This window comes from Amycolatopsis acidiphila (assembly GCF_021391495.1).
GTDB classification, from domain to species: Bacteria; Actinomycetota; Actinomycetes; order Mycobacteriales; family Pseudonocardiaceae; genus Amycolatopsis_E; species Amycolatopsis_E acidiphila.
Genome location: NZ_CP090063.1, coordinates 8,022,441 through 8,035,351, shown reverse-complemented (window position 1 = coordinate 8,035,351; position 12,911 = coordinate 8,022,441). Strand labels below are relative to the sequence as shown.

Below are 12,911 nucleotides of genomic sequence, written 5' to 3'. Positions count from 1 at the left end.
CTGTCCGCACCGGGCAGGAGCCCTTCTCGCGTATTTTCCTGGAACCAGGCCCGGCGCCGGCACGTCCGAGCGGGCGTAGTGACATGCGAAAGGCGACGCCGATGACCTATCCACCGCAGCCGGGCCAGCCGGACTACGGTCAGCAACCTGATCCGTACGGGCAGCAGCCGGGCGGGTACGGGCAGCAGCCCGGTGGCTACGGCCAGCAGCAGCCGGGCTATCCCCCGTCCGGGGACTTCCCGCAGCAGCCCGGCCAGCCGCAGTACGGGCAACAGCCCGGATACGGTCAACAGCCCTACGGCCAGCCGGGATACACCCAGCCCTATCCCTACGACCAGTCCGGGGGCGGCGGCCAGCCGCCGTACGGCCAGTACCCGCCGGGCATGTACGGCGCCCCGCCGCCCGGCGGGGGCGGGAGCAAGAAGGGCCTGTGGATCGGCCTGACCGTCGGGCTCGTCGTGATCCTCGCGGCGCTGGGCATCACGGGCTTCTGGAAGCCGGGCTTCTTCGTCGGCGGCAGCGGCTCCGGGCCGAACCCGGTGGCGCAGTCGATCGTGGACGGGCTCAACAAGCACGACAAGGTCGCGCTCAAGTCGCTGGTCTGCGCGAACGCCGAGTCGGATGTCAACGAGGCGATCGACGAGGTCAACGACGTGTCGAACGCGAAGCTCACCAGCGTGCAGGCCAACGGCGACAAGGCGACGGTGGTCGTCGCGGTCACCGCCTCGGGCACGAACGGCACGGCCACCGGCGGCCTGGAGAAGCAGAACGACAAGTGGTGCTGGCACGACCTGTCGCTCAAGTCCTCGTCGGGCAGCTCGACCCGGTCGCCCTCGACTTCCTCGCGCAGCCGCAGCAGCTCACCGACCTCCAGCTCGGGCTCCGGCAGCAGCGACGCCTACAACGTGACCGCACAGAACTTCCTGACCAAGGTCAACGGCCGCGACAGCGCGGGCGCGATGGCGCTGGTGTGCCAGGCCGACACGGGCGACATCCAGCCCAACGTGTCGAAGGCGACTTCGCAGGGCTCGCAGCTGACCGCGGACATGTCGGGCATCGACGGCATCGGTCTCGGTGACCTCAAGGGCACCATCGGCGGCGAGCAGATCAGCGGCGGCTTCATCTCGACGGACGAGGTCGACGGCGGCCAGGCCTGCATCGACAACTTCGACTTCTACTGATCGACCCTGGCCATGCGGCCGAGGCCGGGGCTTCTCGGCCGCATGACCAACGCCGCCACGTAGTACGTGCAGGGGGCGTCGGAGTGGTTGGCGTAGGAGAGCGTGACGTCGGCGGCGAGGTACAGCGAGTCGCCTTCGCCGAGGATCACCACCTCGCCGTCGACGGTCAGCGTCAGGGTGCCGCGCTGCACCACGATGAACTCGTGGGAGCCCGGCGCGTACGGCGGATAGGTACCGGCCGCACAGTCCGGCGGCAGCGTCGAGCGGATCCATTCGAAGTTCACCCCCGGCACGACCGGTGTCAGGATCGTGCGCTGCCACCCGCCGGGCTCGTGCACGGTGTCCTGCTCGGCGGCCCGCCGGACGATCACCCGCTCCGGCTTGGTGAGCAGCTGCACCAGTGCGATACCGAGGCCGTCCGCGATCCGGTCGAGCACCACCACCGTCGGCGCCTTCGCACCCCGCTCGACCGAGGACAACATGCTGACGCTGACCCCCGAGCGGTCCGCGAGCGTCTGCAGGGTCAGCCCCCGTTCCGTGCGTGCCGCCTGAATCCGTTCGCCCAGTGCCGCGAGGTTCATCTATCCTATAGTAGTGGATAATTCCTCTATAGTGAAAACAGCGACGGAAGCCGACCTGCCGGCGATCGCGGAGATCTACGCCCACTACGTCGAGCGCAGCGTCGCCACCTTCGAGCTGGTCGCTCCGGACGAGACCGAGTGGAAGCAGCGCTTCGCCGCGGTGACCGGCGCCGGCCTGCCCTTCCTGGTCGCGCGCGACGCCGACGCGGTGGTGGGGTACGCCTACTGCTCGCCGTGGAAGACGCGGCCGGCCTACCGGCACACCGTGGAGGACTCCATCTACCTCGCGCCTGCCGCGGCGGGTCGCGGCATCGGCGGCCTGCTGCTCGACGAGCTGCTCGCGCGGTGCGCGGCCGCCGGCATCCGCGAAGTGATCGCCGTGATCGCGGATCCGGGGCCGGCGAACGCGTCGCCGTTCCTGCACCGCCGCCGCGGCTTCGCCGAAGCCGGCCGCCTCACCGGCGTCGGCTTCAAGCACGGCCGCCGGCTGGACACCCTGCTGATGCAGCGCAGCCTGACCGTCCCGGACTAGGCGAACAGCTTCGGCAGCGTGCCTTCCCACGCCTCGCGCAGCTCGGTGAGCGGGAACGTGGTCAGGCCCTGGATCTCCAGCGAGTCGGACTCCGGGTCCACCACGCCGGTCCTGCGCCAGGGCAGGCCGCGTGCGGTGCACATCTCGGTGAACCGCAGCTCCTCGGTCCGCGGCACGGCGACCAGCACCCGTCCCGAGGACTCCGAGAACAGCTGCACGAACGGGTCGGCGTCCTCGTCCAGCACCACCCTGGCGCCACACTGGCCCACCAGCACGGTCTCGACCAGCGTCTGCGCGAGCCCGCCGTCGGACAGGTCGTGTGCCGCGGAGATCATGCCGTCGCGCGAACCGGCGACCAGGATCTCGGCGAGCAGCCGCTCCCGCTCCAGGTCGACCTTCGGCGGGCGGCCGCCGAGGTGGTCGTGCGCGACCTGCGCCCACACCGAGCCGTCCAGCTCGTCGTGCGTCTCGCCGAGCAGGAGCAGGGTCTCCCCGGCCTCCGCGCCGATGCCGGTCGGGATGCGGCGCTTGACGTCGTCGAGCACGCCGAGCACGCCGACCACCGGGGTCGGCAGGATCGCGGTGTCCCCGGTCTGGTTGAAGAAGCTGACGTTGCCGCCGGTCACGGGGATGCCCAGCTGCGCGCAGCCGTCGGCGAGCCCGTGCACGGCCTGCTCGAACTGCCACATCACGCCAGGGTCGGTGGGCGCGCCGAAGTTGAGGCAGTTGGTGACCGCGAGCGGCATTGCGCCGCTGGTGGCGACGTTGCGGTAGGACTCGGCGAGCGCGAGCTGGGTGCCGAGGTATGGGTCGAGGTAGACGAACCGGCTGTTGCAGTCGGTCGACACGGCGACCCCGCGGCCGGTGTTCTCGTCGATCCGGATCAGCCCGGAGTCCGCGGGCTGTGCGAGCACGGTGTTGCCGCGGACGTAGCGGTCGTACTGCTCGGTGACGAAGTCCTTCGCCGCCTGGTTCGGCGAGGAGATCACCCGCAGCACGGTCTCGCGGATCTCCTCGGGGCTCGACGGCCGGGCAAGGCCCGCGGTGCCGTCCGACTGCAGACCGTCCTGAGTGGACGGACGGACGACCGGCCGGTCGTACACCGGGCCCTGGTGCGCGACGGTGCGCGGGGGCACGTCGACCACGGTTTCCCCGTGCCAGTCGATGACCAGGTGCTCGCCGTCGGTGACCTCGCCGATCTCGGTGGCGATCACGTCCCACTTCCGGCAGATCGCCATGAACTCGTCCACCTGAGACGGATCGACGACCGCGCACATGCGCTCCTGCGACTCGCTGGAGAGGATCTCCGCGGGGGTCATCCCGGTCGCGCGCAGGGGCACCCTGTCCAGCTCGATGTGCATCCCGCCGTCACCGGCCGCGGCGAGCTCGGAGGTCGCGCAGGACAGCCCGGCGCCGCCGAGGTCCTGGATGCCGACGACGAGCTTCTTCGCGAACAGCTCCAGGCAGCACTCGATGAGCACCTTCTCGGTGAACGGGTCACCGACCTGGACGCTGGGCAGCTTCTTGCGCCCGCCTGCCGACTCCTCGCCGGAGAAGGTGTCGCTGGCGAGGACGGAGACGCCGCCGATGCCGTCGAGGCCGGTGCGCGCGCCGAACAGGATGATCTTGTTGCCGGTGCCCGACGCGAAGGCCAGGTGCAGGTCCTCGGTGCGCATCGCGCCGACGCACATGGCGTTCACCAGCGGGTTGCCCGCGTAGCTGGGGTCGAACACGACCTCACCGCCGATGTTCGGCAGGCCGAGGCAGTTGCCGTACCCGGCGACACCGGCGACCACGCCGGGCAGCACGCGGCGGGTGTCGGGGGCGTCGGCCGGGCCGAAGCGCAGCGCGTCGGCGACTGCGAGCGGGCGGGCGCCCATCGCGAGGATGTCGCGGACGATGCCGCCGACGCCGGTCGCCGCACCCTGGTACGGCTCCACATAGGACGGATGGTTGTGGCTCTCGACCTTGAACGTGACGGCCCAGCCGTCGCCGATGTCGACCACGCCGGCGTTCTCGCCGATGCCGGCCAGCATCTTGGCCTTCATCTCGGGGGTCGTCGTCTCGCCGAAGTACCGCAGGTGCTTCTTCGAGGACTTGTACGAGCAGTGCTCGCTCCACATCACCGAGTACATGGCGAGTTCGGCGTCGGTCGGGCGGCGGCCGAGGATCTCGCGGATGCGGGCGTATTCGTCCTCGGCGAGGCCGAGTTCGCGGTAGGGCTGCGGGGTCTCCGGGGTGTCCGCGGCACGGGCGGTGGTGTCGATGACCAGCGTTTCCGTCACGCCCCCAGGGTAACCGGGCGCGAAGCGCGTCCGTCGGGGGCGGTGGTCGGGCCGTCGGCGGGCGGGCGCCGAAAATCGGTCGCTTCGGACACGGCGGATCCATACCGTTGACGGAATGCGTCTGCCGTCCCGGCTCACCCCGCTGCGCTTCCTCGGCGCCCTGCTCAGGGCCCGGCCCTTGCTGGCCGTGGCCGCCTGTGTGCTGGGCGCGGTGTGGCTGCTGCCGGCCGCACTGCTGCCGGTGGTGATCGGGAACACCGTCGAGGCGATCGCGCAGGGGCGGCCGATCTGGGCCGAGGCCGGGCTCATCGCGGGCCTCGCCGTGGTGCAGGCGGTGTTCGGCGCGGCGATGATCTTCGCGGTGCACGGCATCTGGCTGCACGGCGCGGCCTCGGCGCAACGGGTGGTCGCCGACCACACCGCACGGCTCGGCGCCTCGCTGCGCGCCCAGGCCGCGACCGGTGACGTGATGGCGATCTCCTCCAGCGACATCGGCCGGATCGGCAACGTGCTGGAGACGATGGGCCGGCTGTTCGGCGCGGTGGTGGCGTTCCTCACGGTCGCCGTCGTGCTGCTGTTCTCCTCGCCGCTGCTCGGCGTGGTCGCGATGGTCGGCGTGCCGCTCGCCGTGCTGAGTATGGGCAAGCTCATCGCGCCGCTGCAGAGGCGCAAGGGGGTGCAGCGCGAGGAGCTGTCGGAGGTCAACGCGATCGCCTCGGACATCGTGTCCGGCCTGCGGATCCTGCGTGGAATCGGCGGCGAGCGACAGTTCCTCGAGCGCTTCCGGGCGGCGAGCCAGCGGGTGCGGTGGGCCGGTGTCGGGGTGGCGCGCAGTGAGTCCTGGCTGATGGCCGCGGAGGTGCTGTTGCCGGGCCTGGTCACGGTGGTCATCACGTACCTGGGCGCGCGGCTCGCGGTCGCGGGCACGATCAGCGTGGGCGAGCTGGTCACGTTCTACGCCGCGTCGGCCTTCATGGTGGTGCCGGTGAGCACGGCGACCGAGTTCGCCGGGGCACTGGCCTCGGCGCTGGTGTCGGCGAAGAAGATCTGCGGCGTGCTGAGCCTGCGGCCGTTCCTGGCCGAGCCGGCGCAGCCGGTCGCACTGCCGGACGGGCCGCTGGAGCTGCACGACAGCGAGACCGGCTTCACCGCGGTGGCGGGGAAGCTGACCGTGATCGACGCGGGCCCGCAGGCCGAGGCGCTGGCCGCGCGGATGGCGCGGTTCGCCGACCCGGCGCCCGGTGAGCAGGTGCTGGTCTCGGGCGTGCCCGCGGACCACGTCGCGCTGGGGCAGCTGCGCGAGCGGGTGGTCTACGCGCACAACCAGGACCTGTGGTTCTCGGGCGCGCTGCGCGAGCAGCTGGTGCCCGCGGACAAGGCGGAGGACGCGTTGTGGGCGGCCGACGCCGACGACATCGTGGCCGGGTTCCCGGCGGGGCTCGACGAGCTGATCGGCGAGCGGGGCCGTGAGGTCTCCGGTGGTCAGCGGCAGCGGCTGAGCCTGGCCCGCGCACTGGCGCTGGACCCGGACACGCTGCTGCTCGACGAGCCGACCTCGGCGGTCGACACGCACACCGAGGCACGGATCACCGAGCGCATCGCGGAAACCCGCCGGGGCAGGACGACAGTGGTGTTCACCGAGAGTCCCTTGTGGACACTCGTGGCGGATGAGGTGATCTCGTGCCGGTGAGACTGCCGCTCGCGACCGCGAAAGCGGCCAGGGCGTGGCTGCGCACCACCCTGCGCGCGCATCGCGGGTCCTTCGCCACCGTGGTCGGGCTGTTCAGCCTGGCCGCGGTGACCGGGCTGGCGGGCCCGCAGATCCTGGGACACCTCGTGGACTCGGTCGCGGCCGGGCACGCGGACATCGAGCTGCCCGCCGTGTTGTTCGTGGTGCTGCTGGTGGTGCAGGCCGTGCTCAAGCGGATCGCGCGGGTGCACGCGGGCATCCTCGGCGAGCAGGTGCTGGCCGAGACCCGGGAGCGGTTCGTGGGGCAGGCGCTGCAGCTGCCGCTGAGCACCGTCGAGGCGGCGGGCACGGGTGACCTGCTCAGCCGGGCGACCACGGATGCCGACCGGATCGACCACGCGGTGCGCAACGCCGTGCCGCAGATCGCCGTGGCCGGGATGACCGTGCTGCTCACGGTCGTCGCGATGGTGGTGACCTCGCCACTGCTCGCGCTGGGGCTGCTGGTCACCGTGCCGCTGCTGTACTTCTCCTCGCGCTGGTACTGGGCACGGGTGCCGTCGACGATCGAGCGGATGCTCGACGCGTGGGCGGACGTGCAGACCGGTCTGCACGAGACGGCGGACGGCGCGCGGACGGCGGAGGCGCTGGGTCTGATCGGGCGCCGCGTCACGCTCGGGCGCCGGACGCTCGGTGGCGCGGTCGACCGCGAGCGCGAGCTGCGGCGGCTGACGGTGAAATGGGTGCCGTGGGTGCAGCTGTCGCAGGTGCTGCCGATCGCCGTGCTGCTCCTGCTCGGTGCGTGGGCGTACGCGCGCGGGCTGGTCGGCCTGGGCACGGTGACCACGATGGTCGTCTACCTGCAGGCGCTGGCAGGGCCGCTCGAAGAGCTGCTGTGGTGGACCGAGGACGTGCAGGTGTCGGGCACGGCGCTGCGTCGCGTCCTCGGCGTTCGTGGCGCGGAGCGCGCCGGGCGGGCCGGGCGGTCGCGCGGCCGGGAGATCGTGGTGCGGGGCGTGCGGTACGGCTACTCCGCGCAGCGTGAGGTGCTGCACGGCATCGACCTGCGCATCCCGCCGGGTGAGCGGCTGGTGATCGTCGGGCCCTCGGGTGCGGGCAAGTCGACCCTCGGCCGGCTGCTGGCCGGGGTCGCCGCGCCGGGCTCGGGCTCGGTGACGATCGGTGGCGCGGAGGTGTCTTCGCTGGCGGAGGACGTGCTGCGCGGTGAGGTGCTGTTGCTGACCCAGGAGCACCACGTGTTCGCGGGTTCGCTGCGGGAGAACCTGACCCTGCCCGCGGGCGAGTGGCAGGACGCGGACCTGGTCCGGGCGCTGTCGGTGGCCGGGCTGACCGGCTGGTTCTCGGCGCTGCCCGACGGGCTCGACACGCGCCTCGGCGCCGGTTCGCTCGCGGTCCCGGCGGCGGTGGCGCAGCAGCTGGCGCTGGCCCGCGTGGTGCTGGCGGACCCGCACACCGTCGTCCTCGACGAGGCGACCTCGCTGCTGGACACGTCCTCCGCGCGGCAGCTGGAGCGCTCGCTCAACGGCGTGCTCGAAGGCCGCACCGTGATCGCCATCGCCCACCGCCTGCACACGGCGGCGGCGGCCGACCGCGTCGCGGTGGTCGAGGACGGGCGGATCACGGAGCTGGGGCCGCACGCGCGGCTGCTGTCGGCCGGAGGTGCGTACGCGAGGCTGGTCCAGGCGGCGGCGGTCGGAGTTTGACGGGTTGGCGGCCGGTGCCGGTCGTCGTGCGTGCCGCCGGTTCGCGGAGCACGCTGTCGTCGATGCGTGCACGGAGAGCCTGGACGGCCCACCGCCTCAGGCGCTGGCCACCAGTGCGTCGACGGCCGAGTAGAACATCCCGAGGCCGTCGTCGGAGGGGCCGGTCAGCGCGTCGATCGCGTGCTCGGGGTGCGGCATCAGGCCGACGACCCGGCCGTCGGCGCTGGTGATGCCCGCGATGTCGGCGCGCGAGCCGTTCGGGTTCTCGCCGACGTAGCGGAACACCACCCGGCCCTCGCCCTCCAGCTCGTCCAGAGTGGACTGGTCCGCCACGTAGCCGCCCTCGCCGGACTTCAGCGGGACCAGGATCTCCGCACCCTTGTCGTACCGGGTGGTCCAGGCGGTCGAGTTGTTCTCCACCCGCAGCCACTGGTCCCGGCACACGAAGTGCAGGTTCTTGTTCCGCACCAGCGCGCCCGGCAGCAGCCCGGCCTCGCACAGGATCTGGAAGCCGTTGCAGATGCCGAGCACCGGCATGCCCTTGCCCGCCGCCTCGACGACCGAGCTCATCACCGGCGCGAACCGGGCGATCGCGCCGCAGCGCAGGTAGTCCCCGTAGGAGAACCCGCCCGGCACGATCACCGCGTCGACCCCGTGCAGGTCCTCGTCCCCGTGCCACAGCGACACCGCCTCGGCGTCGGCGTAGCGCGCCGCGCGGGCAGCGTCCACGTCGTCGAGGGTGCCGGGGAAGGTGATGACACCGATCTTCACGAGATCCTCCGCACGGTCCACTCCTCGATCACGGGGTTGGCGAGAAAGCCCTCGGCGATCTTGGCCAGCGTCTCGTCGTCGACCGAGTCGTCGACCTCCAGCTCGAAATGCTTGCCCTGACGCACCTCGGACACCCCGGTGAAGCCCAGGCGTGGCAGCGCGCCTGCCACGGCCTGACCTTGCGGGTCCAGGATCTCGGGTTTGGGCATGACGTCGACCACGACTCGGGCCACGGTGGGCGCTCCCATGTCTTCGCAGGTAGGCGGTACTTGCGAAGTTTACCAACGGCGACGTCCACAGCCTTGACCGCGGCCGCGCCGCTCCCTAGTCTCGTCCGTGATACCGATCGATGTCCGAAATATCGAACGGAGCACCGGTGCGCCGAACCCGTGAGTTCCTGCGTTCGCTCGGCCTGCCCGGCGAGGACCTCGGCAACCTGCCGACCAGCACAAAGCGTTTCCCCGACGGTGCGCAGTACCGGGTCGAGATCCCCAGCGTCGAAGGACCGGAGGCGCTCGCCGCGGTCTACGAGGAGGCCGACGCGCGGGGCGTCACTGTGCATCGCGTCTCACAGGGCAGCGGCGGGATGCTGCTGACGCAGCGCGAGCTCGCCCGGATCGTCGCCTTCGAGCGCGCGCGGTCGATCGAGGTCTGCCTGTTCGCGCGTCCGGTCGCGGCCTGGGACACGGGCGCCGCGTCGCTCACCGGCCCGGTCGCCGCGCAGGCCAGGGGCACCGAGCAGCTGGTCCATGTGCTCGAGGACATCCGCCGCACGGCCGAGGCCGGTATCCGCAGCGTGCTGGTCACCGACCTGGGCGTGCTCACGGTCGCAGACCGGATGCGCGCCGAGGGCGACCTGCCCGACGACATGAAGTTCAAGGTCAGCGTCCAGATGGGGCTCGCGAACCCCGCCTCGATCCGGCTCGCGGAGCAGGCAGGCGCGACCACCTACAACGTGCCCACCGACCTGAGCCTCGCCCAGCTCGCCGCGATCCGGGCCGCGATCGACATCCCGCTGGACATCTACGTCGAGTCGCCCGACGACCTGGGCGGCTTCGTCCGGCACTTCGAGATCGCGGAGATCGTGCGTGTGGCGGCGCCGGTGTACCTGAAGTTCGGCCTCCGCAACGCGCCCAACATCTACCCGAGCGGCACTCATCTGACGCCGACCGCGGTGGCGTTGGGCCGCGAGCGCGTGCGGCGCGCGGAGATCGGCCTAGAGCTGCTGGACCGGTACGCCGCCAAGGCGGAGGGTTAGCCGCGCCGCGCCCTCGCGCACCAGCTTTTCCCAGCGGGGCCAGGCTTCTTCGGAGTGGCGCGAGGTGGGGATCGAGATGCTCATCGCCGCCGTCCAGTCGCCCCGCGCGTCGACCACCGCCGCGGCGACACAGCCGGCGTCCGGATTGGACTCGCTGCGCTCGTGGGCGATTCCCGTCCTGCGCACGTCGTCGAGCTGGGCCAGCAACGCGGAGCGCGACGTGATGCTGCGCGGGGTCAGCACGGCCAGCTTCCGTCCCTTGAGCCGCGCGGTCAGTTCTTCGCGCGGCAGCCCGGCGAGGAGCACTTTGCCGACCGCGGTGCAATGCGCCGGCAGCCGTCGCCCCACCGCGGAGATCAGCCGCACCGAATGCGTTGAGTCTATTTTGGACACATAGACGACGTCGAGCCCGTCCAGGACACCGACGTGCACGGTCTCGCCGCACTGCGCCGCGACGGAACGCGCGGTCGCGTCGGCCTCCTTCGCGAACTCGAGGCGTTGCTGGTAGCGCGAACCCAGCTCCAGCAGGACCGGCCCCAGCGAGTACGTGGTCTCCTCGCTCACCTGCCGGTCGAGATAACGGCGGGCGACCAATGTGGTCAGCAGTTCGTGGGTGGTGGAACGCGGCAGGTCCAGCCGTTCGACGATCTCCGCGGCGGACAGCGTCGTGTCCGGGCCCAAGAACAGTTCGAGCACGTCGGCCGCTCTGAGCACGGCCGGGACGAGGCGGGGCATGCCGACAACATACCCCGCTGTCCGAAATACCGGACGCCGCTTACGCGACGACCTGGACCTCGTCACCCGGATGCAGCGAGTTGTAAAAGGTCACCGCGTCCGTGCGCGAGAGGTGCACGCAGCCGTGGGACTTCCGCGTCAAGCTGCCCTCATGGAACGCCACGCCCGTGTTCGTGAAGAACACCGAATAGGGCATCGGACCGTTGTACTGCCTGCTGTAGTGGTCGATGTCCTTGTACTGGACGTGGAAAATTCCCTTGCGTGTCGGATAACTGGGCAAACCCGGTGCCACCGGCACCGGGCCGGCGCCGTTCAGCCACGCCTGTCCCGTGCTCAGCTGCACACAGGCTTTCGCCTGCGGCTCACACGGTGTCGTTGCGGCCTGGGCGGCCGGTGCGGCAAACCCGAGCGCACCGATCGCCGCCGCCGCGCCTATCGCGGTTCCGGTTATCTTTCGCAAGGTAGCCATACATGTGGTTACCCAACGCCGCCACGGCCATGCAGCAGAGTGACAAGTTTTCCGACGAGCTTGTCCGTCTTCTCGGTCCGGCGGAAGGTGGTCAACTGGATCGGCGCGGAAAAGCGTTGCCGCGCAACGGCTTTCGGTCGCGAGAACTCGCGGAGGCCTTCCGGGCCGTGGATCCGGCCGAAACCGGAGTCGCCCACCCCGCCGAACGGCAGCGAACCGATCCCGGCGAACGAGAACGGCGCGTTGATCGAGGTCATGCCGGACTTCAGCCGGGCGGCGATCGCCGCGCCGTTGCGCCTGGAGAACACGGTGGACCCGAGGCCGTAACGGGTCGCGTTGGCCTTCTCGACCGCCTCGTCCATGTCCCGTACCTTCGCGACGGTCATCGTCGGGCCGAAGGTCTCCTCGGCCACGGCCTCGGCGTCCTCCGGGACGTCGACCAGCACCGTCGGCTCCACGAACCGCTCGCCCACCTCGCCGCCGGTGAGCGCGCGGCCGCCGCGCGCCAGTGCGTCGGCGATGTGCCGGCGGATGACGTCGAGCTGCGAAGGCATGGTGATCGGGCCGTACTCCGTGCCCGGCCGGACCTTGCCGGTCAGCTCCACGACCTTGTCCACGAAGCTGTCGTAGACGTTTTCGTGCACGTAGACCCGCTCGACGCCGATGCAGGTCTGGCCGGAGTTGGAGAACGCACCCCACACCGCGGCGTCCGCGGCGGCGGCGACGTCGGCGTCGCTGTCCACGAGCAGGGCGTCCTTGCCGCCGGCCTCGATCACGACCGGCGTGAGGGTCTCGGCCGCCGCGGCCATGATCTTCTTCCCGGTCGCGGTCGACCCGGTGAACGCGATCTTGTCCACCCCGGCCGAGACCATTGCGGCGCCGGTCGCGCCGAAGCCGGTGACCAGCTGGAACACCGGCTGCTCCGGCACGGCCTCGGCGAAGGTGTCCACCAGCCACTTGCCGACGCCCGGCGTGTACTCGCTGGGCTTGAACACGACGGCGTTGCCGGCGGCGAGCGCGTAGGTGATCGAGCCCAGCGGCGTGTAGACCGGGTAGTTCCACGGCCCGATCACGCCGACCACGCCCAGCGGCAGGTACTCGACGGAGGCGGTGTGGTTGCTCAGCAGCAGCCCGGCGGAGCGGCGCTTGCGGCCCAGCACCTTCGGCGCGTGCCTGGCGGCCCAGGCGATGTGCTCGATCGCGAGCACGATCTCCAGCTGCGCGTCCCCGTGCGGTTTGCCGGTCTCCTGCTGCACGACCTCGCACAGCTCGTCCATCCGCCTGGTCACGTTCGCCGCCCAGCGGCGCAACCGCGCGCCCCGGCCGTCGAACCCGAGCGAGGCCCACCAGGCGGCGGCCTCCCGCGCCTTCGCGACGGTGTCGGAGACCTGCTCGACCGAGTGCACCGGGTAGCTGCCGACGACCTGGTCAGTGGCCGGGTTCAGCGAGTCGAAGGTCTCCTGTCCCACCGCCGGCTTCGGCTCCACTGCCGTCATACCGCACCCTCCTACTGGTCAGTAAGGCCAGCATGGCACAAGCGAGGGCAGAGCTCACCACCCCGAGCGCGGGTGCCGCCTGAAGTGGCAGCATCAGGCCGCGGGCCGGGCCGACCCTGCAACCGGCGTACCTGCCGTGGCCGGCCACGGCACGAGACCGGGCGAAGGAGCTGCCGATCGACGGCCTGCGGC

At 71.2% G+C, this 12,911-nt stretch carries 12 protein-coding genes; 5 read left to right on the top strand and 7 right to left on the bottom strand.

Annotated features, from left to right (window positions below; all coding sequences use genetic code 11):
* Positions 1-101: 101 nt before the first annotated feature.
* On the top strand, positions 102-1,181 hold the full coding sequence (locus tag LWP59_RS39525; RefSeq protein WP_144642855.1) for a hypothetical protein: 1,080 nt from the start codon (positions 102-104) through the stop codon (positions 1,179-1,181).
* Here the strand turns inward: LWP59_RS39525 and LWP59_RS39520 are convergent.
* Complete coding sequence (locus tag LWP59_RS39520) at positions 1,175-1,762, bottom strand: helix-turn-helix domain-containing protein (protein WP_144642856.1); 588 nt, start codon at positions 1,760-1,762, stop codon at positions 1,175-1,177. The two genes, LWP59_RS39525 and LWP59_RS39520, sit on opposite strands and share 7 nt — an antisense overlap.
* Positions 1,763-1,793: 31 nt before the next feature.
* On the opposite strand from LWP59_RS39520, the gene LWP59_RS39515 reads away from it, so the two are divergent.
* On the top strand, positions 1,794-2,294 hold the full coding sequence (locus LWP59_RS39515) for a GNAT family N-acetyltransferase (protein ID WP_144642857.1): 501 nt from the start codon (positions 1,794-1,796) through the stop codon (positions 2,292-2,294).
* On the opposite strand, the gene purL is transcribed toward LWP59_RS39515, so the two are convergent.
* On the bottom strand, positions 2,291-4,579 hold the full coding sequence (gene purL / locus LWP59_RS39510) for a phosphoribosylformylglycinamidine synthase subunit PurL (protein ID WP_144642858.1): 2,289 nt from the start codon (positions 4,577-4,579) through the stop codon (positions 2,291-2,293). The two genes, LWP59_RS39515 and purL, sit on opposite strands and share 4 nt — an antisense overlap.
* 115 nt (positions 4,580-4,694) lie before the next feature.
* On the opposite strand from purL, the gene LWP59_RS39505 reads away from it, so the two are divergent.
* Positions 4,695-6,269, top strand: a complete 1,575-nt coding sequence (locus LWP59_RS39505) for an ABC transporter transmembrane domain-containing protein (RefSeq protein WP_144642859.1) — start codon at positions 4,695-4,697, stop codon at positions 6,267-6,269.
* Entirely contained in the window at positions 6,260-7,990 is a 1,731-nt protein-coding gene (locus LWP59_RS39500; protein WP_144642860.1) for an ABC transporter ATP-binding protein, read from the top strand. Before LWP59_RS39505 ends, LWP59_RS39500 begins: the two co-directional genes overlap by 10 nt.
* Before the next feature lie 96 nt (positions 7,991-8,086).
* Here LWP59_RS39500 and purQ read toward each other — a convergent pair whose 3' ends face one another.
* Together purQ and purS are read right to left on the bottom strand one after the other, a co-directional pair.
* Complete coding sequence (purQ, locus tag LWP59_RS39495; RefSeq protein ID WP_144642861.1) at positions 8,087-8,761, bottom strand: phosphoribosylformylglycinamidine synthase subunit PurQ; 675 nt, start codon at positions 8,759-8,761, stop codon at positions 8,087-8,089.
* Positions 8,758-8,994, bottom strand: coding sequence for a phosphoribosylformylglycinamidine synthase subunit PurS (purS, locus tag LWP59_RS39490; RefSeq protein WP_144642874.1), 237 nt, complete (start codon positions 8,992-8,994; stop codon positions 8,758-8,760). Before purS ends, purQ begins: the two co-directional genes overlap by 4 nt.
* Before the next feature lie 143 nt (positions 8,995-9,137).
* Between purS and LWP59_RS39485 the strand changes: the two genes are divergently transcribed.
* Positions 9,138-10,019, top strand: a complete 882-nt coding sequence (locus LWP59_RS39485; RefSeq protein WP_144642862.1) for a U32 family peptidase — start codon at positions 9,138-9,140, stop codon at positions 10,017-10,019.
* On the opposite strand, the gene LWP59_RS39480 is transcribed toward LWP59_RS39485, so the two are convergent.
* The 3 genes from LWP59_RS39480 to LWP59_RS39470 are packed head-to-tail and all read right to left on the bottom strand — an operon-like array spanning position 9,978 to position 12,719.
* The gene (locus LWP59_RS39480; protein WP_144642863.1) at positions 9,978-10,754 is read right to left on the bottom strand and encodes an IclR family transcriptional regulator; all 777 of its coding nucleotides are present in this window, start codon (positions 10,752-10,754) and stop codon (positions 9,978-9,980) included. The genes LWP59_RS39485 and LWP59_RS39480 overlap by 42 nt on opposite strands.
* 40 nt (positions 10,755-10,794) lie before the next feature.
* Positions 10,795-11,223: a L,D-transpeptidase gene (locus LWP59_RS39475; protein WP_144642864.1), complete on the bottom strand. Its 429-nt coding sequence runs from the start codon at positions 11,221-11,223 to the stop codon at positions 10,795-10,797.
* A gap of 8 nt (positions 11,224-11,231) precedes the next feature.
* A complete protein-coding gene (locus LWP59_RS39470; protein WP_144642865.1) occupies positions 11,232-12,719 on the bottom strand; it encodes an aldehyde dehydrogenase family protein in 1,488 nt (495 codons plus the stop codon).
* Positions 12,720-12,911 lie beyond the last annotated feature (192 nt).